17 protein-coding genes are annotated in these 22,049 nt (G+C 66.5%); 4 read left to right on the top strand and 13 right to left on the bottom strand.

Features of this window, described 5'->3' with window-relative positions; genetic code table 11:
• Positions 1–129: 129 nt before the first annotated feature.
• The 10 genes from cueR to ACW9UL_RS04015 form a co-directional block, all read right to left on the bottom strand.
• Complete coding sequence (gene cueR / locus ACW9UL_RS03970; protein ID WP_457789035.1) at positions 130–561, bottom strand: Cu(I)-responsive transcriptional regulator; 432 nt, start codon at positions 559–561, stop codon at positions 130–132.
• Between the two features lie 49 nt (positions 562–610).
• Positions 611–1,564: a hypothetical protein gene (locus tag ACW9UL_RS03975; RefSeq protein WP_457789037.1), complete on the bottom strand. Its 954-nt coding sequence runs from the start codon at positions 1,562–1,564 to the stop codon at positions 611–613.
• Positions 1,565–1,567: 3 nt separating this feature from the next.
• Positions 1,568–1,927 (bottom strand): hypothetical protein, encoded by a 360-nt coding sequence (locus tag ACW9UL_RS03980; protein ID WP_457789039.1) that lies wholly within the window; start codon positions 1,925–1,927, stop codon positions 1,568–1,570.
• A gap of 54 nt (positions 1,928–1,981) precedes the next feature.
• A complete protein-coding gene (locus tag ACW9UL_RS03985; RefSeq protein WP_457789041.1) occupies positions 1,982–3,778 on the bottom strand; it encodes a hypothetical protein in 1,797 nt (598 codons plus the stop codon).
• Positions 3,771–4,259: a DUF3304 domain-containing protein gene (locus tag ACW9UL_RS03990; RefSeq protein WP_457789043.1), complete on the bottom strand. Its 489-nt coding sequence runs from the start codon at positions 4,257–4,259 to the stop codon at positions 3,771–3,773. The genes ACW9UL_RS03985 and ACW9UL_RS03990 overlap by 8 nt, the downstream gene beginning before the upstream one ends.
• Positions 4,256–4,747, bottom strand: a complete 492-nt coding sequence (locus ACW9UL_RS03995; protein ID WP_457789045.1) for a DUF3304 domain-containing protein — start codon at positions 4,745–4,747, stop codon at positions 4,256–4,258. The genes ACW9UL_RS03990 and ACW9UL_RS03995 overlap by 4 nt, the downstream gene beginning before the upstream one ends.
• Positions 4,744–5,583, bottom strand: coding sequence for a DUF4123 domain-containing protein (locus ACW9UL_RS04000; protein WP_457789047.1), 840 nt, complete (start codon positions 5,581–5,583; stop codon positions 4,744–4,746). The genes ACW9UL_RS03995 and ACW9UL_RS04000 overlap by 4 nt, the downstream gene beginning before the upstream one ends.
• Complete coding sequence (locus tag ACW9UL_RS04005; RefSeq protein WP_457789049.1) at positions 5,580–7,637, bottom strand: type VI secretion system Vgr family protein; 2,058 nt, start codon at positions 7,635–7,637, stop codon at positions 5,580–5,582. The genes ACW9UL_RS04000 and ACW9UL_RS04005 overlap by 4 nt, the downstream gene beginning before the upstream one ends.
• Positions 7,638–7,784: 147 nt before the next feature.
• The gene (locus ACW9UL_RS04010) at positions 7,785–10,169 is read right to left on the bottom strand and encodes a heavy metal translocating P-type ATPase (protein ID WP_457789051.1); all 2,385 of its coding nucleotides are present in this window, start codon (positions 10,167–10,169) and stop codon (positions 7,785–7,787) included.
• 63 nt (positions 10,170–10,232) lie between these two features.
• On the bottom strand, positions 10,233–10,625 hold the full coding sequence (locus tag ACW9UL_RS04015; RefSeq protein ID WP_397496056.1) for a hypothetical protein: 393 nt from the start codon (positions 10,623–10,625) through the stop codon (positions 10,233–10,235).
• A gap of 138 nt (positions 10,626–10,763) precedes the next feature.
• Between ACW9UL_RS04015 and ACW9UL_RS04020 the strand changes: the two genes are divergently transcribed.
• The gene (locus ACW9UL_RS04020; RefSeq protein WP_397496057.1) at positions 10,764–10,961 is read left to right on the top strand and encodes a heavy-metal-associated domain-containing protein; all 198 of its coding nucleotides are present in this window, start codon (positions 10,764–10,766) and stop codon (positions 10,959–10,961) included.
• A gap of 16 nt (positions 10,962–10,977) precedes the next feature.
• Here the strand turns inward: ACW9UL_RS04020 and ACW9UL_RS04025 are convergent, their stop codons facing one another.
• Positions 10,978–11,598: a TetR family transcriptional regulator gene (locus tag ACW9UL_RS04025; RefSeq protein WP_021442527.1), complete on the bottom strand. Its 621-nt coding sequence runs from the start codon at positions 11,596–11,598 to the stop codon at positions 10,978–10,980.
• A gap of 137 nt (positions 11,599–11,735) precedes the next feature.
• Here ACW9UL_RS04025 and ACW9UL_RS04030 point away from each other — a divergent pair, with 137 nt between their 5' ends.
• The 3 genes from ACW9UL_RS04030 (at position 11,736) to ACW9UL_RS04040 (ending at position 17,296) form a co-directional block, all read left to right on the top strand.
• Complete coding sequence (locus tag ACW9UL_RS04030) at positions 11,736–12,887, top strand: efflux RND transporter periplasmic adaptor subunit (protein WP_457789054.1); 1,152 nt, start codon at positions 11,736–11,738, stop codon at positions 12,885–12,887.
• Between the two features lie 4 nt (positions 12,888–12,891).
• Positions 12,892–16,035 (top strand): efflux RND transporter permease subunit, encoded by a 3,144-nt coding sequence (locus tag ACW9UL_RS04035; RefSeq protein WP_457789056.1) that lies wholly within the window; start codon positions 12,892–12,894, stop codon positions 16,033–16,035.
• A 91-nt stretch (positions 16,036–16,126) separates the two neighbouring features.
• The gene (locus ACW9UL_RS04040) at positions 16,127–17,296 is read left to right on the top strand and encodes a multidrug effflux MFS transporter (RefSeq protein WP_397496061.1); all 1,170 of its coding nucleotides are present in this window, start codon (positions 16,127–16,129) and stop codon (positions 17,294–17,296) included.
• A gap of 166 nt (positions 17,297–17,462) precedes the next feature.
• Here the strand turns inward: ACW9UL_RS04040 and adeC are convergent, their stop codons facing one another.
• Both adeC and ACW9UL_RS04050 read right to left on the bottom strand, forming a co-directional pair.
• Positions 17,463–18,896: an AdeC/AdeK/OprM family multidrug efflux complex outer membrane factor gene (gene adeC, locus ACW9UL_RS04045; protein ID WP_457789058.1), complete on the bottom strand. Its 1,434-nt coding sequence runs from the start codon at positions 18,894–18,896 to the stop codon at positions 17,463–17,465.
• Entirely contained in the window at positions 18,893–22,036 is a 3,144-nt protein-coding gene (locus ACW9UL_RS04050) for an efflux RND transporter permease subunit (protein WP_457789060.1), read from the bottom strand. The genes adeC and ACW9UL_RS04050 overlap by 4 nt, the downstream gene beginning before the upstream one ends.
• Positions 22,037–22,049 lie beyond the last annotated feature (13 nt).

Raw genomic sequence — 22,049 nt, forward strand, 5'->3', positions numbered from 1 at the left:
CGTAGGATGCGCCGCGCGCACCATCTTCACGCTGCGCCCGGTGCCATGGGAGGGGCTTTAGAACTGGCGGCGCCACTGACGTAGGGCGGGTGCAACCCGCCGTTGTCGACCTGGCGGGTTTCACCCGCCCTACGGCTGACGGTGCGACGAACATCCCGGCGCGCCGCAACTCACTCCTTCCTCCAGCCCCTGCAGAATCGGACAATCCGGCCGGCTATCGCCCTGGCAGCTGTTCGCCAGCTCCACCAGCGTATCGCGCAGCGCGCTCATCTCGGCGATCTTACGCGAAAGCGTGGCGATATGCCCCTCGGCCAGCGCCTTCACATCGGCACTGGCGCGACTCTTGTCCTGCCACAGCGCCAGCAGCCGGCCCACTTCCTCCAGGGAAAACCCCAGATCCCGCGCCCGCTTGATAAAGACCAGGCGGTGCAGGTCGTTGGCGCTGTACTGCCGATAGCCGCTCTCCGTACGCCCGGCCCGCGGCAGCAGGTCGATGGACTCGTAGTAGCGGATCATCTTGGCGCTGAGGCCGGTGTGCTTGGCGGCTTGGCCGATGTTCATGCTTGGAGCCTCGTCGTGAGTACATTGCGCCAGGATAGCGCTACAGCGATCAAGTCAGGCCCTGTTCTCGCTCCAGATCCACCAGCCGACTAGTCGGGCCGTCGGCACGCAGGCGCTCACGAATCATCTGCGGCCATTGGCTGCGCGAGCGGCGCTTGGCGATGGCGTAGGTGAAGTTTTGCAGGGCGTTGAGCGGAGCGAGGACGATGCCGCCGAGCAACAATATGAAGTCGGAAGCGCTGAGGAAGTTGCGACCGCCGTTAGCCTTGTACTGTTCCTTGATGTCACGCCATTGCAGGCGCGTCCAATGTCCTCGGCGTTTGCGTACTGCCAGCAGGCTCTGAATGGACTCAGGCGAGTCGCTGGAATTGCCGTGCTCGTCGAACCAGGGGCCGTTGTCCATATAGGCGCGCAGGTATTCCCAGAAGCCCAATTGCATTTCCAGACTCTTGCCAATGGGCGAGCCGAGGTTGAGCAGCACCTGTTCCTCGGGGTGGCCGAAGCGATGCAGGAGAACTTCGAGCGCCGCATGGCGCATGCCGGCGGTATAGGGGCCAACGGTGCCGTAGGCGTAGGCGGCTGCCGCGACGTCATCCCAGGGTGTGTGGTAAAGCTCGTCGTCCTGCTCGAAATACAGCTCGCGGGTGCGTCGGTTGAGCAGGATGGGGAGATGCATGGGGCGAAGGACTTCCCAGATAAAAGGAACTACAAAAAAGGCCAATGCAAGTAGGAGGGTGTTTAGCGCTTGCTCAGGACGATGATCCAGGAAGAGAGCAAGAGCGAAAATAGCCCAAAAAGTACCAGCCACTCCCCCTAGCGCCCCAGTCCACATTCCTCTATCCGCACTATCGCCATGCTCGATGGCTAGGTAGTGCTCGCTCTGCTCCTCGACTTCGGGCATGCATATCAGCGGTGCGCCGATGGGCTGATTGGCCTGAAGCAGATGGCTGTCCGGCACCTGAGTCAGGCGTTGGGCGAAGGGGTGATTGGTGGTGGCGGTCATGGCTTAGCTCAGGTCGATATCGATGGGTGGCAGGTAGAGCCCTTCGATGGGTTGATAGGTCAGGCTGCCGCGGATGGCCGTAAGATCCTCGACGTCCTCGTGATAGGCGCGGCGCAGGCGGACGCTGCCATCAGCTTCCGGCGCCACGCGAGTGCCAATATCCAGGTCGAAGGGAATGGGGTCGTCTTCGCCCCAGACCAGCGGCACACAGCGCTTAGCGGAACCGAGCAAGCCGGTCGAGCGCTGCCATTCCTCGTGCCCGTCGAAGCTGACCATGCCCTGGCGGTACTCGTGCTGGCCGGGCAGGCGCAGTTCGTTGACCCACTGGCTTGAACGCGGATCGATATAGTGCGCGCATTGCACTGAACAAACGCCCAGATACCCGAGCTAGAGGCCTACCGCTTTCCCACTCCTTCGTCAGCAAGCCTTGCCAGGCATTACCTGGCCCAGTGGGTCGGGAGCCAAACCTTGGGTTTTGGTGGGATCGGGTACATCGAAATTGCGTACCAGAAAGTACTTGGGATATGTGATTTCAGGTGGTAACTGGCTGATCATCTGCCGGTCAGTTAGGAAGTACTCCAGCAGATCTTCGATATCGAAACTCAGACTGGGTGTATCCGCCCTGAACCACTCATCGAGCAAGGCTTGTTCCTCGGCGGTATTGAAGCCTGCTTTCAGCCGTTCGGCCTCGCGCTGAACATCCTCGAGCCAGCCATGGGTCTTGCGCAGTTGCGCTTGGTTGGCACGGACGCGGCGCAGTGCGGTATCCCGCCGTTCTGCCTGAGCCATGCTCTCGCTACCCTCGCCCAACAGCCTGCCCAGTGTGCTCTCACGGCCCAGCAGGGGACGCTCCAGGCGTGCTTCTTCCTGAGCAAAGGCCTGGGACTGTTCGCGATAAAGCTGCCAGAGCAGACGCAGGCGACGAATATAGAGACGGCGGTGGACCAGAAAACCTTCCGCAGTGGCTGCGCTTGCGCCTGCGCGAGCCCGATAGCGCGTGCTAGCGGCGAGGGCGCTGGTGCCGTTGATATGGTCGTTAGATGTATAAAAGCTCGCAACGAACCTATCTTGCTGTTGCAGTACTTCTAATTGGGGAAAGGGCACTCCCGCTCGATAAGCCGCCCGATGCATCTCGTGCAGGCAAGCCAGGTGCAGCTCACGGCTGTGTGGCGCATCTTCCCGGCGCAACCCGCCTCCCACATCATCGCTCACACCTGGCACCAGGCGTTCCTCCCAGCGCGGCGTGAGTGCGCCGGTGCCGATCAGCCGAGCACGCCGGGTGCCACGCACCTCATGGGCAGCGACCAGGTGCAAGGCAGCCTTAACCGGCCCTGGCAGGCATTCGCCATCCTCGACCCGGTTGACCAGCGGCAGCAGGTACTCCAGCACGATAGAGCTTTGCATGCTGCGATCCACGGCATCGAACAGCCCGGCGAACACCACCTCCAGCTCTAAGCCCTGATAGCGGGTGCTGCCCGGCTCGCAGGCCTCGAACAATTTGTGGCAGAAGGCGCGCGCCAAGGTGGCGCCGAAGTCGAAGCCATAGACCGATATGGCGAGTCGTTTGAGCTGCACATCCCCAGCAGTCCGTGCTTTGCCGATTGCATCATTGAACGCTTGGAATGCCGATTCCAGCCGCGTATCCACGCCCGTCTTGAACAGCTCGGCGCTCAACGGATTATCTCGAATCGTTTCGGAGAACTCGGCGCCTGCCGTCACCACTGCCGCTACCACCGCCTTGGCCAGGTTGCCGTGGCTCAGGTTGCGCTGCAGGCGCTCCCACCAGTTCTTGCCCGTCAGCATATCCTTGCCGGCTTCTACCGCCGTATCGGTTGCCGTGCCTTGCGGCAACTCGGCCAGGTTGCCCTCGGCCTTGCTCGCCATGCCCTTGAGCCCCGCACCGAGCACCGCAGCTCCGCCGCCAAGGCTGGCATCGAAAGTGGCGCCCAGGCCGGAGATATAGAAACGCCTGTGACGTTCAAAGGGATTAGCGGACGTTGCTAGATCGTCATCGGGATGGGCCATGAACAAACGCCCGACATTGCTCAGGCGGTCGTTGCGCAGATCCTCTTCCAGATTGCGACCAAAGCCGTCGAAGAAGAAGCCGATATGCAGGGTGGCGCCACAGGGGAGTACCGCTGTCTTGCCATTACCCACGCCTTGGCTGGCGCGAGTGCTGATGGCTTGGGCGCGATCCAGGTTGGCGTTACTCATTATCAACTTCCTTGTTCTGCGCCTTATCAGGGCGGGGTGAAAACGGGCTGAATAGATCCGGACTCCAGCCTAGGCGAACCTGGTTGCCCGGATCGAACCGTACATGCAGGTAGCGGTCGTTACGGCTCCGTGGGGGCATGGGTAGTTCAATCTCGTGTCGCTCTATTTGCATTCCCTGGTCTTCCTGAGTCTTGGACATGCTAAGAATCCACACTACCTTTGCAGTCGGGCCGTCCAGGCGCCTGCAGCACATGATGCCTCCTGCGCCCATTACGGCCAGGTTACCGCCCCAAAAGTCGTTGACCCAGAAACTTCCTATCGGTCTATCCATATAGTTTTCCGAGGTCAACATTGCCCCCGGCGTGCGTAACTGCCCATAGAGATATAGCCCCAGCAGGGGCAGCAGTACGATCAGTAGGGAAAGGACCAGCCCGCGCCGACGCCACTTGCGTTTATTGGGTGAGTTCAAGATCAGGCTCATGGTTGGCTGCCTTGTTCGTTGGGTTGGGAGCGATCAGTGCATGGTGAAAACGGGCTGAACAGATCCGAGCTCCAGCCCAGGCGAACCTGGTTGCCCGGATCGAACCGTACATGCAGATAGCGGTCACCACGGCCTCGTGGTGGCATGGGCAGTTCGATTTCGTGGCGTTCCTCTTTTGCTCCATCTAGTTGCTGCTGACGGGTCATATCTAGAATCCAAACCACCTTTGCAGTCGGGCCGTCCAGGCGCCTGCAGCACATGATGCCTCCTGCGCCCATTACGGCCAGGTTACCGCCCCAGAAGTTGTTGACCCAAAAGCTGAATATTGGCCTATCCGTATAGTTCTCCGAGGTCAGCATTGCCCCTGGCCTCCGTAACTGCCCATAGAGATAAAGCCCCAGCAGGGGCAGCAGTACGATCAACAGAGAAAGAATCAGCCCGCGCCGACGCCATGTGCTTTGCAGCAGAGACGGCCTGATGAGCTTCATGTATCCAGAGTCCTCAGCGCTTGCGCGAGCGGCACGCGCTGTTCCTTAACCTGTTGCAGGGCGCTTGGCCAGTTCGGCCAGTGCGCTGGGAACTGGCGGTCGAGCAGATGCAGGGTGGCAAACAGGCTGATGTCTTCCGCTTGCTCCAGCCCTTGCTCGCGAGCGGCATCGAGCGCTCGTTGCACTTGGTCTAGACGGTCGCCATGACAGGCACTGGTGAACACCTCGGCTGGCTCTTTCTCCAGTTCGGCAGTCAGGCTGTAGGCCAGGGGGTCAAGCTGCAGTTGCTGCCAAATCGCCTGATCCAGAACGATGGGCTGGTAGGCTGCCGGGCTGCTCAACCCTTTACCTTGCAAGGCTTGCCAGCCTTCATCGGTTGTTGGCCGCCACCACTCGAGCATCGGGCCGAACAGCCAGTCATGCCATTCTGTCTCACTGCGGGCATGCAGCAGTGGCAGCACCCCAGGGGCATAGCTGCGCAGCAAGTAAATGCCGTCGTGTTCATCGGTTGCCAGCAGTGCATCGCCCAGGTGCCCGGCCATGCTGCCAAGGTCGCAGGCGGTATTGATCCAGCCCATCCAGGCAGAGGTGTCGTCGAGTGTCAGAAGCGTCTGGCAGTCGCTGAATGGCAGAGCCGTTAGATCCAACAACCAAGGGCCGTGATCCTTGAGTTCGGCGAACTCTGCCTGATGCATCAGCGCCTGCTTGGGGTGGTTGGTTTGCAGAAGGCGCAGGCGAGAGGCGTCGGGCAGTAATCCCATTTCGACGATGGCCAGGCAGCGGTGCTGGTTTTTCCTGGCCTGGTTCCAGGCCGCTTCCATCAAGTCGAGACTCATGCCTGGCCACCTGCTTGCAGCAGTTGCCCTTCACGCAGTGCCTTTTTCCAACACTCCAGGCAAATGCCTTGCGGTGCCCTTAACTTTGGCTGGCCAAGCGCCGTTTCGAGCAGGTTTCCGGCTTTGTCGCTATCGGCCATGCCAGGAATCACCGGCAGCAAAATCTTCAACCCCGACCCACTCCCCGGCGCCCCACCGGTGTTCATCTTGATCGTCGCCCCACTCAGGGTCACGCCGCTGGGGTCGAGCTTGAGGAAGCTGCCGCCGCCGGCGGCGGTGAGTTCCATGCCGGCGTCGATCACCACCTTGCTGCCGGCGTTGTAGTGAATCTCGTTGCCGGCTTCGATGAATAGGCCGGTGCCGATCTTGTTGTGTTGGGTGGCGGCGACGGTGAGGTGGTCGTTGGCGCGCACTTCCACCTTGCGGTCGAGGTCGGTGGTGCGGTGTTCCTCGGCGCGCATCTCGCTGTAGCTGTTGGCCTCCACCGTGTCGTGGCGTTCATTGCCGACGCGGATCTTCTGGTCGTGCTCGATGTTCTCGTCCCAGTCGCGCTGGGCATGGATGTAGATCTGCTCGGCGCCCTTGCGGTCTTCGATGCGGAACTCGTTGTAGCCGCCACCGCCCGGGCTGCTCAGGGTCTTGAACACGCTGCGGGTCTTGTTCGCCGGCAGGTCGTAGGGCACCAGGTGCTCGGCGTGGTACAGGCAGCCGCTGATCAGCGGCTGGTCGGGGTCGCCTTCGAGGAAGGTGACCAGCACCTCCATGCCCACCCGCGGGATGGCCACGCCGCCGTAGGCCTTGCCGGCCCAGTTGGAAGCCACGCGCAGCCAGCAGCTGGTGGTGTCGTCACCCTGGCCTTCGCGGTCCCAGTGGAACTGCACCTTGACCCGGCCGTACTGGTCGCAGTGGATTTCCTCGCCATCCGGGCCGGTGACCACGGCGGTCTGGCTACCCAGTACCTTGGGTTTGCGATGTTCGAGCGCGGGGCGGTAGGGGATGTCCCAGGGCGTGGCGGTAAAGCGGTTGCGATAGCCCTGCTGGAAGCCATCACCGGTTTGGGTGTTGCTGGTGACTGATTCTTCCAGCACCTGCGGTTGCTTGCCTTCGTGAATCACTTCATTGAGTAGCCACAGATCGTTCCACGGTTCGCGTGGATGATCCGCCAGGGCGAGGAAGTGGCCGCTGCACAGGTAGGCGTCACTCTCGCCTTCGGCCAGCTCGTAGTCGCTGCGCAGGCGCTCCAGGCTGCGCTTGGCCAGGTGCTTGCCGCGGGTGCGGTCGGTAAAGCGGCCGGGGTAGTCGTAGACCTCCAGCGCCGGGGCGAATTCGCTGTGGTAGTCCGCTTCCATCTGCAGCTTGGGCTGCTCGAAGTCGTAGTCGCGCCAACTGGCCTGGGTGCTGCGGGTTTCCAGGCGCACGCCGAAGGCGCGCACCACCTCGTGGTCGGCGGCCAGGCCGCTGTCCTGCTGGTAACTCAGCGGCGCGAGCTTGGGGAATACGCTGGCGTCGTCGCCGAAGACCAGGCGGTGGCCGGTTTCGCCGTGCTGGAAGTGGAAGCTGATGCCTTCCTCCTCGCACAGGCGCTGGATGAAGTGCAGGTCGGATTCGTCGTACTGCACGCAGTAGTCGCGTTCGGGGTAGAGGTAGCCGAGCTGGAACTGGTAGGCATCGCTGTGGATGCCGTGCTCTTCGAGGATCTGGCCGACGATCTGCGGCACCGTGAGGTGCTGGAAGATGCGCTGGTTGTGGCGGTGCGCCAGGTAGGCCAGTTGCGGGCGCAGGCCGATGCGGTAGCGGGTCAGGCGCTTGCCCGAGTCGCCCTGTTCGATGCTGTAGATCACCCCGTGCACGCCCTTGCCGGAGGGGCCGAAGGCCAGGTAGGCGGTCTGGTTGATCAGCGCATCGAGGTCGAGGTCGGCGCGTTGGCTGACCAGCTCGATGTCGAAACGGTAGGGCTTGTTGAGCGCCTCGCGGCCCTCGAAGCTCAGCACCTGCAGGTCGTTGTCGACGGCGGGAATGGTGAGGGTGATATGCGCCTGGTTGGCATCCAGCATGCCGTGGCCTCCATCCTTGAGTTGGGCGAGGGCTGAAGGGTGCCGGACGCCGGGCAGCGGTTCAATGATGGCATTCCCATACTATGCGCCGGGTCATGAAAAAACCGCCGCGGCGCCTGGGCTGGCGCCGCGCGGGTAAGCCTTCTCCTACAAGTCTTGCGGCTTCCAGCGGGTCAGCAGCAGCGCATTGCTGACCACGCTGACGCTGGACAGGGCCATGGCGGCGCCGGCGAACATCGGGTTGAGCAGGCCGGCGGCGGCCAGGGGAATGCCGATCAGGTTGTAGACGAAGGCCCAGAACAGGTTCTGGCGGATCTTCGCGTAGGTGCGTCGGCTGATCTCCAGCGCCGCCGGCACCAGGCGCGGGTCGCCGCGCATCAGGGTGATGCCGGCGGCGTGCATGGCCGCATCGGTGCCGCCGCCCATGGCGATACCGACGTCGGCGGCGGCCAGCGCCGGGGCGTCGTTGATGCCGTCGCCGACCATGGCCACCGTGCCCTTCTGGCGCAGCTCGCCGATCAGCCGCGCCTTGTCCGCCGGCAGCACCTCGGCGTGGGCCTGGTCGATGCCCAGTACGCCGGCCACCGCGGCGACGCTGCCGCGGTTGTCGCCGCTGATCAGATGGCTGGCGATGCCCTGCGCACGCAACTGCTCGACCGCCTCGGCCGCGCCCGGCTTGAGCGCGTCGCCGAAGGCCAGCAGGCCGAGCAGGCGCGGCGATTCGCCGGTTTCGAGCAGCCAGGACAGGGTACGGCCCTCGGCTTCCCAGGCGCGGGCGGATTCGCCCAGCGCGTCCATCTGCAGTTGCTGTTCGTCGAGCAGGCGGCTGCTGCCCAGTTGCAGGGCACGGCCCTCGACCGTGCCGGCGATGCCGCGGCCGGCCAGCGCGCGGCTGTCGCGCACCGCGGGCAGGGCAATCTCCAGCTCGGCGCAGCGTTGCAGCACGGCCTTGGCCAGCGGGTGTTCGCTGCCCTGCTGCAGGGCGCCGGCCAGGCGCAGCAGTTCGGTTTCGTCGGCCGCGGCGAGGCCGAGGTGGACGATACGCGGACGCCCTTCGGTGAGGGTGCCGGTCTTGTCGAAGGCGAGGGTGTCGACCGCATGCGCCACTTCCAGCGCCTGGGCGTCCTTGATCAGGATGCCGTGGCGCGCGGCCACGCCGGTGCCGGCCATGATCGCGGTCGGCGTGGCCAGGCCGAGGGCGCAGGGGCAGGCGATCACCAGCACCGCCACGGCGTTGAGCAGGGCGCTTTCCAGCGGTGCGCCGAATGCCAGCCAGCCGAGCAGGGTGGCCAGGGCGACCAGCAGCACGGCCGGCACGAACACCTGGCTGACCCGATCCACCAGCTTCTGGATCGGCGCCTTGGCCGCCTGGGCGTCCTCCACCAGGCGGATGATCCGTGCCAGCACGGTCTCCGCGCCCAGCGCGGTGGTTGCCACCAGCAGGCGGCCTTCGCCGTTGATCGCGCCGGCGGTGACCTTGTCGCCCGGCTGCTTGGCCACCGGCAGGCTCTCGCCGCTGATCAGCGCTTCGTCGGCGTGGCTGTGGCCTTCGACGACCCGGCCGTCCACCGGGAAGCGCTCGCCCGGCTTGACCACGACCCGGTCGCCGAGTGTCAGGGCATCGATGGCCACGCTCTGCTCGCGGCCGTCGACCAGGCGCACGGCGCGATCAGGGCGCAGCGCCTGCAGGGCACGGATGGCGCCGGCGGTCTGGCGCTTGGCGCGGCTTTCCAGGTACTTGCCGAGCAGGATCAGACTGATGATCACCGCCGAGGCCTCGAAATACAGGTGCGGCATGCCGCCGGCCGGGGTCACCGCCCACTGGTACAGGCTCAGGCCGTAGCCGGCGCTGGTGCCGATGGCCACCAGCTGATCCATATTGCCGGCGCGGGCCCTGAGCGCTTGCCAGGCGGCGCGGTAGAAGCGCGCGCCGAACACGAACTGCACCGGCGTGGCCAGTAGGAACTGCATCCAGGCCGGCAGCATCCAGTGCAGGCCGAAGGGCTCGACCAGCATCGGCAGCACCAGGGGCAGGGTCAGGGCGATGGCCGCCAGCAGCACCAGGCGTTCGCGGCGCAGGCGCTTTTGCGCCATGTGCGTCTCGGACGGGCCTTGCTCGAGCAGGCGGCCATGGTAGCCGGCGGCGGCGACGGCGCGCAGGGCGAGCTGCACGTCGAAGCCGGCGAGCACCTGCAGATGGGCCTTCTCGTCGGCCAGGTTGACCGCGACGCGGGTCACCCCGGGCAGCTGGTGCAGGGCGCGTTCGATGCGGCCGACGCAACTGGCGCAGGTCATGCCGTCGATGGCCAGTTCCAGCGGCTGGCTCGGCACCCGGTAGCCGGCGCGCTCGACCGCGGCGATCAGCCCGCCGAGGCTGTCGCCCGGCGCCTCGATGCGTGCCTGTTCGCTGGCCAGGTTGACGCTGGCGCTGGTCACGTCGGGCAGCTGGCGCAAGGCGCGTTCGACGCGGCCGGCGCAGCTGGCGCAGGTCATGCCTTGGATCGGCAGGTCGTAGGTAGTGAGGTTGGACATGCTGGGTCTCCCTGTAGCGAGGGCTACAGGATCAACCTTGACGCCATGGCAAGGTCAAGCACTTCAATGCACGGGCGGTGCGGCATGCAGGCGCAGGCCGGCGGCGTCCATGGCGATGCGGTAGCGGCGCACCTCGCCGGCCTGCAGTTGCAGCGCCTGGCCGCTGAGCTGGGCGATACCCAGGCCGCAGGCGCCCGGGCCCTGCAGGCCGAGACGCAGCGCAACGCTGCCCGGCGGCAGGTTGAAGGCCACCGACTGGCCCTGATACAGACGCGCCGCCAACTGGTCCTGCAGGTACAGCGCCACCTCGCAGGGGCTGGCCACCTCCAGGCGCTCGCGCGAGACGATCAGCACCGCATAGCCCTCGCCCTGGGCGGTGTCGGGCAGCGGCGCCAGGGGCTGGGCGGCGAGCGGCTGGTTCAGCAGGGCGGTGAGCAGGAGCAGGGCGAGGCGCATGGCGGCGATCCTTTCGAAGACCTATTGAGCTTGGCTCATCGAGCCGGATCGGCAAGCGGTCTGCACCGGGGGCTTGACCTTGCCACGGTGGCAAGCTCGAGACTGAACGCCGTCAAGCAAACCAACGAGGAGTGACAGATGCAGATTTTCAAGGTGAGCGGCATGTCCTGCGGTCATTGCGTGCGGGCCATCGGCGAGGCGATCAGGGCGCTGGACGCTGCGGCCGAGGTGCAGGTCGACCTGGCGGGCGGCGAGGTGCGGGTGGCCAGCCGACTGAGCCAGGAGCAGTTGCTGGCGGCCATTCGTCAGGAGGGCTACCAGGCGCAGCCCGCGTAGGGTGACGCGGGGCCGCCTACTGCCAACTGCGCAGCAGGCCGCGGAAGCAGCTGTCGACCATGGCCGGGGTGTCGAGTTGTGGGTCGAACAGGTTGGGGTCGCGCAGCCAGTCGCTGAACAGGCCGACGATCAGCGCGTGCAGGGTGCGCGCCGCCAGGCGCGGGCTGATGCCCGGCTGCAGCAGCGGCTGCACTGCCGCCTGGGCGAACTGCTGTTCGCACAGGGCGATGAACTGGTTGATAAAGGCCTCGTGGCGCTCCTCGGCTTCGCGCAGCTCCTCGGTGAATTCGCAGCGGCGCAGCAGGATGGTGAAGATGCGCCGGCGCTGCGCGTCCTGCGCCAGGTGAGCCATGGCCTCGACGCACAAGTCGCGCAGCATCTGCAGCGAGGTCAGGCCGTCGGCGGCCTCCAGTTGTTCGGCCAGCGGCTCCAGGGGCAGGCGCACCTGGTTGAGCATTTCGTGGAACAGATGGGCCTTGTTCTGAAAGTGCCAGTAGATCGCCCCGCGCGTCACCCCGGCACGGCGCGCCACCTGCTCCAGGCTGGTATGGGCCACGCCCTGTTCGAGGAACAGCAGCTCGGCGGCGGCGAGGATGGCGCAGCGGGTTTTCTCCGCGTCTTCTTTGGTTCGGCGCATGGCGATTCAGTCAATTCTGGCTAGGCTCTGGTTGAACCGAGTTTACCGATTTTGCCGTGCCAGCAGGTGGCGCCGCGCGACTGGCGAGTCCGTCGTGCGCCCTTCGCCATGCGCGTCGCCAAGGAGAGGAGTGCCTCATGTCGTTCGTTCGCCTGTTCCGTCCGCTGTTGTCCCTGAGTCTAGCCTTGCTGCCGCTGGCCACCCTGGGTGCCGACGCGCCACCCCCGGCGGTGACCGTGGAGCAGGTCAAGGCCGGCGCCTTGCCGGTGGTGCTGGAGTACTCGGCGCGCACCGCCGGCTATCGCGAGGTACAGGTGCGGGCCCAGGTCAGCGGCATCCTCCAGGAGCGCACCTACCAGGAAGGCAGCGGCGTGCAGAAGGATCAGCTGCTGTTTCGCATCGACCCGCGTCCCTACCAGGCCGCGCTGGCCCGCGCCAAGGGCGCGCTGGCCCAGGAGCAGGCGCGCTTTCGGCAGACCGAGCGCGACCTCAAGCGCATTCGCGAGCTGCAGAAGAAGGGCTTCGCCAGCGAGAGCGAGCTGGACAATGCGGTGTCCAACTTCGAGCAGAGCAAGGCCAATATCGAGGCCGCCCAGGCCGAGGTGCAATCGCGCCAGATCGACCTCGACTACACCACGGTGAAGGCGCCGATCACCGGCATCACCAGCAAGGAAAGCGTCTCCGAGGGCAGCCTGATCGTCGCCGGCGATCCCAGCGCCAGCCTGCTCACCCAGATCACCCAGCTCGACCCGATCTTCGTCAACTTCGCCTACCCGGACGCCGAGGCCGAACGCCTGCGCCGCGAGTTGTCCGAGGGCAGCCTGGTGCCGCCGGCCAGCGGCAAACTCAACGTCGAGGTGCAGTTCGGCGACGGTTCGGCCTATCCGGTGGAGGGCGAGGTGGATTTCACCGACAGCCTGATCGACCGTGGCACCGGCACCGTCAGCGCCCGCGGCGTGGTGCCCAACCCCGAGCAGAAGCTGTTGCCGGGACAGTTCGTGCGGGTGCTGGTCAAGGGCCTGACCCGGCCCGACGCCATCACTGTGCCGGAGCGGGCGGTGGCCCAGGGGCCGCGCGGTACCTTCGTCTACGTGGTGGACGAGCAGGGCATCGCGCGTATGCGCCAGGTCGGCACCGGCGATACGGCCGGCGGCCGCTGGCTGATCACCTCCGGCGTCAGCGAGGGCGACCGGGTGGTGGTCGACGGCCTGGCCAAGGTGCGCCCGGACAGTCCGGTACAGGTCGAGGAGGCCAAGGCAGCCCCGGCGCAAGCCACGGCGCAGGAGTGATGCCATGATCTCGCGCTTCTTCATCGACCGCCCGGTGTTCGCCACCGTCATTTCCATCGTCATCGTGCTCGCCGGCCTGGCCGCCATGCGCGCCCTGCCGATTGCCCAGTACCCGGAGATCCTGCCGCCGCAGGTCTCGGTTTCGGCTGCCTATCCCGGCGCCAGCGCCCAGGTCATCGCCGAGACCGTGGCGGCGCCGCTGGAGCAGGAGATCAACGGCGTCGAGGGCATGATCTACCAGCTGTCCAACTCCTCCAGCAGCGGCGCCATGAGCCTGACCGTGTACTTCGAGGTGGGCACCGACCCCGACCAGGCCACCATCGACGTCAACAACCGGGTGCAGGCCGCCCAGGCCAAGCTGCCCGAGGAGGTGCGCCGGCAGGGGGTCAACGTGGAGAAGAAGTCCTCGGACATCCTCCAGGTGATCACCCTCTATTCGCCGGACGATTCGCGCGACCCGATCTTCATCAGCAACTACGCGCTGATCAACGTGATCGACGAGCTCAAGCGCCTGCCTGGGGTGGGCGACGCCAGCCAGTTCGGTTCCAAGGACTACTCCATGCGCATCTGGCTGCGCCCGGACAAGCTGGCGCAGTACGACCTGACGCCCACCGACGTGGTGAATGCCATCCGTGAGCAGAACTCGCAGTTCGCCGCCGGCAGCTTCGGCCAGCAGCCGCTCAAGGAGGCGCAGGACTTCACCTACACGGTGACCACCCAGGGCCGCTTCACCGACCCCAGGGAGTTCGAGAGCGTGATCCTGCGCAGCGACGCCACCGGCGCCAGCCTGCTGCTCAAGGATGTGGCGCGGGTCGAGCTGGGCGCCCAGGACTACTCCCTGGTGACTACCTTGAACGGCCAGCAGAACGCCGCCTTCGGCATCTACCTGCAGCCCGGCGCCAACGCCCTGGACACCGCCGAGGCGGTGGAGCGCACCATGCAGCGCTTGGCGCAGCGCTTTCCCGAGGGCATCGCCTACAAGATTCCCTACGACACCACCAAGTTCGTCCGGGTGTCCATCGAGGAGGTGATCCACACCTTCTTCGAGGCCCTGGTGCTGGTGGTGCTGGTGGTCTTCGTGTTCCTGCAGAACTGGCGCGCCACGCTGATCCCGGTGCTGGCCATCCCTGTGTCGCTGGTGGGCACCTTCGCCGGCATGTACCTGTTGGGCTTTTCCATCAACCTGCTGACCCTGTTCGGCATGGTGCTGGCCATCGGCATCGTGGTGGACGACGCCATCGTGGTGATCGAGAACGTCGAGCGGGTGATGCGCACCAAGCACCTCAATGCGCGCGAGGCGGCCATCGAGGCGATGGAGGAGGTCACCGGGCCGATCATCGCCATCGTCCTGGTGCTCTGTGCGGTGTTCATTCCGGTGGGCTTCCTCGGCGGCCTGGCCGGGCAGATGTACAAACAGTTCGCCATCACCATCGCGGTGTCGGTGGTGATCTCCGGCATAGTCGCCCTGACCCTGAGTCCGGCGCTCTGCGCGCTGCTGCTCAAGCCCGGCCATCACGAGCCGGCGGCGCCGTTTCGTGCCTTCAACCGCTTCTTCGACAAGGCCACCGAGGGCTACGGCGCCGGCGTGCGTTTCTTCCTCAAGCGCTCGGCCGTGGGCCTGCTGCTGTTCGGCGGGATGATCGGCCTGATCGTGTTGCTGTTCGCGCGGGTGCCCGGCTCGCTGGTGCCGGACGAGGACCAGGGCTATGTGATCAACGCCTACTACCTGCCGCCGGCGGCCTCCCTCAACCGCACCGACGCGCTCAGCGGCGCGGTGACCCAGCAACTGATGGAGCATCCGGCGGTGCAGGACGTGGTCACCTTCGCCGGTTTCGACGTGCTCACCTTCGGTGTGCGCAGCAACGCCGGGGTGTCCTTCGTGCCGCTCAAGGACTGGAGCGAGCGCACCACGCCCGAACTGGATGCGCGCAACCTGACCCGCGAATTCATGGGCATGGGCGCGGCGCAGAAGGACGGCCTGGTGCTGTCGTTCAACCCGCCGCCGATCACCGGCATGAGCACCACCGGCGGCTTCGAGGCCTATATCCAGGACCGCTCCGGCGGCAGCGTTGAGGCGCTCGGCACCAAGGTCCAGGCCTTCGTCCAGGCCGCCAGCCAGCGCCCGGAACTGGCCGGGGTGCAGAGCACCTTCAGCGCCAACGTGCCGCAGTACTACATCGACCTCGACCGCACCAAGACCCGTGCCCTGGGGGTGAGCGTCAGCGACGTGTTCACCGCCATGCAGGCCACCTTCGGCAGCTACTACGTCAACGACTTCACCCTCTACGGGCGCACCTGGCAGGTCAGCCTGCAGTCGGAGGCGGAGTTTCGCCGCAAGCCGGAGGACCTCGGCCAGGTCTACGTGCGCTCCAGCGCCGGCGAGCTGATTCCGCTGTCCAGCCTGCTGCGGGTGCGGCGCATCCTCGGTCCGGACTCCTACGACCGCTTCAACGTCTACCCCTCGGCCAAGGTGCTCGGCGGCCCGGCGCCCGGCTACAGCTCGGGGCAGGCGCTGGCGGCGATGCAGGAGGTAGCCGACCAGGTGCTCGGCGAGGACTACAGCCTGGGCTGGATCGGCTCGGCCTTCCAGGAGCTGGCCACTCAGGGGTCGGGCACCCAGGCCTTCGTCTTCGGCCTGATCCTGGTGTTCCTCATCCTCGCCGCCCAGTACGAACGCTGGACCCTGCCGCTGGCGGTGGTCACCGCGGTGCCCTTCGCGGTGTTCGGCGCGATCCTCGCGGTGTGGCTGCGCGGCATCCAGAACGACGTTTACTTCCAGGTCGGCCTGGTCACCCTGATCGGCCTGGCGGCGAAGAACGCCATCCTCATCGTCGAGTTCGCCGTGCTGCTGCGCGCCGAGGGCAAGGGCATCTTCGACTCGGCGCTGGAGGCGGCCAAGCTGCGGTTTCGCCCCATCGTGATGACCTCGCTGGCCTTCATTCTCGGCTGCGTGCCGCTGGCGATCAGCTCGGGCGCCGGTTCGGCCAGCCGCCACTCGATCGGCACCGGGGTGATCGGCGGCATGCTCGCCGCCACATTGCTGGCGACCTTCCTGATCCCCATGTTCTACCTGCTGGTGGAGTCCGCCGCGCAGCGCCTGAGCCGACGCGGCAAGGCCGACCAGGGCGAAGAGGCCGACCAGCGCTAAGCCCTGCCCTGGCCGCGAGCCGCGGCCCGGGCCTTTCTTGGGCGGTGTCCCGATGAGATGATTAGCCGGCTAATAAATGTCCGGACTGTCCATGAACCTTCGCCTCCTGCTGATTCTCGGCGCGCTGTGCGCCTTCGGCCCGCTGGCCATCGATTTCTACCTGCCGAGTTTCCCGACCCTGGCCCAGCAGTTCGCCACCGATGTCGAGCAGGTGCAGCTGTCGCTGGCCGCCTACTTCGTCGGCATCGCCCTCGGTCAGCTGTTCTACGGACCGCTGGCCGACCGCTACGGTCGGCGCGGCCCGCTGCTGCTGGGGGTGGCGCTGTTCACCGCGGCGTCGCTGGCCTGCGCCCTGGCGCCGAGCCTGGAATGGCTGATCGGCGCGCGCTTCGTCCAGGCCCTGGGCGGCTGCGCCGGCATGGTGGTGACCCGCGCGGTGGTGCGTGATCTGTGCGACCCGCTGACCTCGGCCAAGGTGTTCTCGCAACTGATGCTGGTGATGGGCCTGGCGCCTATCCTCGCGCCGCTGGGCGGCGGCCTGCTGCTCGGCACCCTGGGCTGGCCGTGGATCTTCCACAGTCTGGCGCTGTTCGCCGGCCTGTGCCTGCTGGCGGTGTTGCTGTGGCTGCCGGAAACGCGGCCGCGAGGTCTGGCGCCGGCGCCGCTGCGCGGGGCGCTGGGGCAGTACCGGGTGCTGTTGGGCAATGGCGCCTTCATCACCTATTCGCTGGCCGGCGGCGTGGCGATGGCCGGGATGTTCGCCTATATCGCCGGTTCGCCTTTCGTCTTCATCGAGCTGTACGGGGTGCCGGCCGAGCACTACGGCTGGCTGTTCGGCAGCAACGCCGCCGGTTTCGTGCTGATGGCACAGGTCAATGCGCGCCTGGTGCGCCGTGGCGGGCCGGGCCGCTGGTTGCGGCGCATGGCGCCGCTGTACCTGGCCAGCGGCCTGGCGTTGCTGGGGCTGGCGGCCTGGCAGCCGGCCAGCCTGTGGCCGCTGCTGGTGCCGCTGTTCGTCTGCGTCGCCAGCCTGGGCAGCATCCTGCCCAACGCCACCGCCTGCGCCATGGCCGGCCAGGGTGAACACGCCGGCAGCGCCTCGGCGCTGCTCGGCAGCCTGCAGTTCAGCGTGGCGGCCAGCGCCTCGGCCCTGGTCGGCGCCCTGCACGACGGCACGGCGGCGCCCATGGCCTTGGTGATCGCACTGTGCGGCGCCGGGACCTGCGCCTTCGCCTGGCGGAGTCGGCACTATGCCGGTTGATAAGAGGGGCGTCGGTGCGGGCTACCCCCTCTCCACGGACGGGCGAATGGATAGATCGACGTATCGACAGCTACCGCGCGTATGGCCTGAATAGAAAAACGCCCCCGCATTAACTGCGGGGGCGGCGCGTGGGATAAGGCTCATCCGTGATGCGGGGTACGCGCGATCAACCTTGCGGGGCCGTGCCCGTATTGGCGTTCCAGCCGCCGCCGAGGGCCTTGTACAGTTCCACTTCGCTGGCGAGCTGGGCCAGGCGGTCGCCGATCAGTTGCTGGCGCACGCTGAACAGCTGGCGCTGGGCGTCTAGCAGGGTCAGGTAGCTGTCGACCCCGGTGCGGTAGCGGCGTTCGGCCAGTTGGTAGTAGGTCTCGGTGGTGTCCAGCAGGGCGCGCTGGGCCGCCAGCTGCTCGCGGTAGGTGGTGCGTGCGGCGAGGCGGTCGGCGACTTCCTGGAAGGCGACCTGGATGGCCTTCTCGTACTGCGCCACCTGGATGTCGTTCTGCAGCTCGGCGTAGTCGAGGTTGGCGCGCAGGCGCCCGGCGTTGAAGATCGGCAGGCTGATGCTGGGCTGAAACAGCCAGGTGCCGGAGCCGCCGTCGAACAGCCCGGACAGCTGGCTGCTGGCGGTGCCGGCATTGGCGGTGAGGCTGACGCTGGGGAAGAAGGCCGCGCGCGCCGCGCCGATATTGGCGTTGGCCGCCTTGAGCTGGTGCTCGGCCTGCAGCAGGTCGGGGCGCCGTTGCAGCAGATCCGACGGCAGCCCGGCCGGCACGCTCTCGAGCAGCTCGGCGTCCAGCGCCAGGCCCTGCGGCAGGTCGTCCGGCAGGCCGGTGCCGAGCAGCTGGGTCAGGGCGTTGCGATCCTGCGCCACCAGGCGCTGGTACTGCGCCAGGCTCACCCGCGCGCTGTCCACCGCGCTGCGCGCCTGGCTCAGGGCCAGGGCATCGGCGACGCCGACGTCGAAGCTGCGCTGGGTCAGGCGGTAGCTGTCTTCGTAGGTCGCCAGGGTGTCACGGGTCAGCTGCAGCAGGGCCAGATCGGCCTGCCATTGCAGGTAGGCGCTGGCGACGCTGGCCACCAGGCTGATCTGGGTGCTGCGCGCCGCCTGTTCGGTGGCCAGGTACTGTTCCAGCGCCTGCTCGTTGAGGCTGCGGATGCGGCCGAAGAAATCCAGCTCCCAGGCATTCACCCCCAGGGTCGCGCTGTACTGGCCGCCGGTGCTGGCCGCGCCGTTCTGGCTGAGGTCGGCCGGCAGACGCTGGCGGGTGCCGCTGCCATCGGCGGAGAGCGACGGCAGCAGCTCGCTGCGCTGGATGCGGTACAGCGCGCGGTAGGCCTCGACGTTGAGTGCGGCCACGCGCAGGTCGCGGTTGTTTTCCAGCGCCAGCTGCACCAGCTGCTGCAGCGCCGGGTCGCGGAAGAACTCGCGCCATTGCAGGTCGGCGGCGGCGCGGCTGCCTTCGCTGGCGGCGCTGCCGTAGGCCTCGCCCTGCGGCCAGTCGGCGGCCAGTGGGGCGTCCGGGCGCTGGTAATCGGGAATCAGGCTGCAGCCGCCGAGCAGGGCGGCGGTCACGGCCAGGGTCAACAGGGACTGCCTCACTGCAGCGCCTCCTTTTCAGTTTCGCCGGCCGGCTCGGTTTTGTTCTTCTCGAACAGCGAGCAGACCAGCACGTAGAACAGCGGAATCCAGAAGATCGCCAGCACCAGGGCGCTGAGCATGCCGCCGATCACCCCGGTGCCGATGGCGTGCTTGCTGCCGGCACCGGCGCCGCTGGCGATGGCCAGCGGCAGCACGCCGAGGATGAACGCCAGCGAGGTCATGACGATCGGGCGCAGACGCATGCGGCAGGCCTCGATGGCCGCCTCGGTGAAGCTCATGCCCTGCTCGTACTGGGCCTTGGCGAACTCGACGATGAGGATCGCGTTGCGCGCCGACAGGCCGATGGTGGTGAGCAGGCCGACCTGGAAGAACACGTCGTTGGACAGCCCGCGGCCGTAGGTGGCCAGCAGCGCGCCGATGATCCCCAGCGGCACCACCAGCATCACCGAGAACGGGATCGACCAGCTCTCGTACAGCGCCGCCAGGCAGAGGAACACCACCAGCAGCGACAGGGCGTACAGCGCCGGCGCCTGCGAGCCGGACAGGCGTTCCTCGTAGGACAGCCCGGTCCAGGCGTAGCCGACGCCTTCGGGCAGCTGCTTGGCGATTTCCTCCACCGCGGCCATGGCGTCGCCCGAGCTGAAGCCGGGCGCCGGCGCGCCGAGGATTTCCACCGCCGACACGCCGTTGTAGCGGCTCAGCTTGGGCGGCCCATAGGTCCACTCGCCGCTGGCAAAGGCGCTGAACGGCACCATCTGTCCGGCGGCGTTGCGCACGTACCACTTGTTCAGGTCTTCCGGGCTCATGCGCGCCGAGGACACGCCCTGCAGGTAGACCTTCTTCACCCGGCCACGGTCGATGAAGTCGTTGACGTAGCTGGCGCCCCAGGCGATCGACAGGGTGTTGTTGATGTCCGCCAGCGACAGGCCGAGGGCGCTGGCCTTCTCGTCGTCGATCAGCAGCTGGTACTGCGGCTCGTCGCGCAGGCCGTTGGCGCGCACGCTGGTCAGCGTCGGGTGCTGGTTGGCCAGCTGGAGGAACTGGTCGCGCGCCTGGTTGAGCACCTCGTGGCCGACGCCGGCCTGATCCTGGAGGAACAGGTTGAAGCCGGTGGCGTTGCCCAGCTCCATCACCGCCGGCGGGGCGAAGGCGAACACCATGGCGTCGCGGAAGCTGAAGAAGTGCTGCTGCGCGCGCTGGGCCAGGGCGGCCACGCCGTTCTCCGCGCCGGGCCGTTCACCCCAGGGCTTGAGCATGATGAAGGCCATGCCCGAGCTCTGCCCGCGACCGGCGAAGTTGAAGCCGGTGACGGTGAACACCGATTTCACCGTGCTGCTTTCCTCGTCCAGCAGGTACTGGCGCATCTCGTCGACCACCGCCTGGGTGCGCTCGGCGCTGGAGCCGGCCGGGGTCTGCACCTGGGCGAACAGCACGCCCTGGTCTTCCTCGGGGAGGAAGGCGGTGGGAATGCGGGTGAACATAAAGGCCATCACAGCGACGATGGCGAGGTACAGCACGAGGTACGGCGCCTTGCGCTTGAGCATGGCGGTCACGCCGCGCTGGTAGGCGTCCGAGCTGCGCTCGAACTTGCGGTTGAACCAGCCGAAGAACCCCTTCTTCTCATGGTGCTCGCCCTTGGCGATGGGCTTGAGCAGGGTCGCGCACAGCGCCGGGGTGAAGATCAGCGCCACCAGCACCGACAGGGCCATGGCCGAGACGATGGTGATGGAGAACTGCCGGTAGATCACCCCGGTGGAGCCGCCGAAGAAGGCCATCGGCAGGAACACCGCCGACAGCACCAGGGCGATGCCCACCAGCGCGCCCTGGATCTGGCCCATCGACTTGCGCGTGGCCTCCAGCGGCGACAGGCCTTCCTCGCGCATCACCCGCTCGACGTTTTCCACCACCACGATGGCGTCGTCCACCAGCAGGCCGATGGCCAGGACCATGGCGAACATGGTCAGGGTGTTGATGGAGAAGCCGAACGCCGCCAGCACGCCGAAGGTGCCGAGCAGCACCACCGGCACCGCCAGGGTGGGGATGATGGTGGCGCGCAGGTTCTGCAGGAACAGGAACATCACCAGGAACACCAGGACGATGGCCTCGAACAGGGTGTGCACCACCCCCTCGATGGAGGCCGAGATCACCGGCGTGGTGTCGTAGGGGAAGACCACCTCCATGCCCGCCGGGAAGAACGGTTCCAGCGTGGCGATGGTCTCGCGCACCGCCTTGGCGGTGTCCAGGGCGTTGGCGCCGGTGGCCAGCTTGACCGCCAGGCCGGAGGCCGGCATGCCGTTGAACTGCGCGCTGATGGCGTAGTTCTCGCCGCCCAGCTCGACCTTGGCGACGTCGCCCAGGCGCACCTGGGAACCATCGGTCTCGACCTTGAGGAGGATGTTGCGGAACTCCTCGGGGGTTTGCAGGCGGGTCTTGCCGATGATGGTGGCGTTGAGCTGGTTGCCCGGCGAGGCGGGCAGGCCGCCGAACTGACCGGAGGAAATCTGCACGTTCTGCGCCTGGATCGCGTTGCGCACGTCCACCGGGGTCAGCTGGAAGGCGTTGAGCTTGGCCGGGTCGAGCCAGATGCGCATGGCGTACTGGGCGCCGAACACCTGGAAGTCGCCGACGCCCTTGGTCCGCGAGATCGGGTCCTGCAGGTTGGAAACGATGTAGTTGGCCAGGTCGTCCTTGCTCATGCTGCCGTCGGTGGAGACCACGCCGATCACCAGTAGGAAGTTCTTCACCGCCTTGGTCACGCGGATGCCCTGCTGCTGCACTTCCTGCGGCAGCAGCGGAGTGGCCAGCTGCAGCTTGTTCTGCACCTGCACCTGGGCGATGTCCGGGTTGACCCCCTGCTCGAAGGTCACGGTGATTTCCATGCTGCCGTCGGAGTTGCTCGACGAGCTGATGTAGCGCAGCCCGTCGATGCCGTTGAGCTGCTGCTCGATCACCTGCACCACGGTGTCCTGCACCGTCTGCGCCGAGGCGCCGGGGTAGCTGACGCTGATGCCCACCGCGGGCGCGGCGATGCTCGGGTACTGGTTGATCGGCAGCTTGAGGATGGACAGGCCGCCGGCCAGCATGATCACCAGGGCGATGACCCAGGCGAAGATCGGCCGGTCGATAAAGAATCTGGACATTCAGTGGCGCTCC

It is taken from the genome of Pseudomonas sp. PL-6 (assembly GCF_054110165.1).

Excerpts from the sequence above, each read along its gene's own strand:
- cueR (WP_457789035.1), bottom strand. The coding sequence starts at position 561 with ATGAACATCGGCCAAGCCGCCAAGCACACCGGCCTCAGCGCCAAGATG.
- ACW9UL_RS03975 (WP_457789037.1), bottom strand. The coding sequence starts at position 1,564 with ATGACCGCCACCACCAATCACCCCTTCGCCCAACGCCTGACTCAGGTG.
- ACW9UL_RS03985 (WP_457789041.1), bottom strand. The coding sequence starts at position 3,778 with ATGAGTAACGCCAACCTGGATCGCGCCCAAGCCATCAGCACTCGCGCC.
- ACW9UL_RS03990 (WP_457789043.1), bottom strand. The coding sequence starts at position 4,259 with ATGAGCCTGATCTTGAACTCACCCAATAAACGCAAGTGGCGTCGGCGC.
- ACW9UL_RS03995 (WP_457789045.1), bottom strand. The coding sequence starts at position 4,747 with ATGAAGCTCATCAGGCCGTCTCTGCTGCAAAGCACATGGCGTCGGCGC.
- ACW9UL_RS04000 (WP_457789047.1), bottom strand. The coding sequence starts at position 5,583 with ATGAGTCTCGACTTGATGGAAGCGGCCTGGAACCAGGCCAGGAAAAAC.
- ACW9UL_RS04005 (WP_457789049.1), bottom strand. The coding sequence starts at position 7,637 with ATGCTGGATGCCAACCAGGCGCATATCACCCTCACCATTCCCGCCGTC.
- ACW9UL_RS04010 (WP_457789051.1), bottom strand. The coding sequence starts at position 10,169 with ATGTCCAACCTCACTACCTACGACCTGCCGATCCAAGGCATGACCTGC.
- ACW9UL_RS04015 (WP_397496056.1), bottom strand. The coding sequence starts at position 10,625 with ATGCGCCTCGCCCTGCTCCTGCTCACCGCCCTGCTGAACCAGCCGCTC.
- ACW9UL_RS04020 (WP_397496057.1), top strand. The coding sequence starts at position 10,764 with ATGCAGATTTTCAAGGTGAGCGGCATGTCCTGCGGTCATTGCGTGCGG.
- ACW9UL_RS04025 (WP_021442527.1), bottom strand. The coding sequence starts at position 11,598 with ATGCGCCGAACCAAAGAAGACGCGGAGAAAACCCGCTGCGCCATCCTC.
- ACW9UL_RS04030 (WP_457789054.1), top strand. The coding sequence starts at position 11,736 with ATGTCGTTCGTTCGCCTGTTCCGTCCGCTGTTGTCCCTGAGTCTAGCC.
- ACW9UL_RS04035 (WP_457789056.1), top strand. The coding sequence starts at position 12,892 with ATGATCTCGCGCTTCTTCATCGACCGCCCGGTGTTCGCCACCGTCATT.
- ACW9UL_RS04040 (WP_397496061.1), top strand. The coding sequence starts at position 16,127 with ATGAACCTTCGCCTCCTGCTGATTCTCGGCGCGCTGTGCGCCTTCGGC.
- ACW9UL_RS04050 (WP_457789060.1), bottom strand. The coding sequence starts at position 22,036 with ATGTCCAGATTCTTTATCGACCGGCCGATCTTCGCCTGGGTCATCGCC.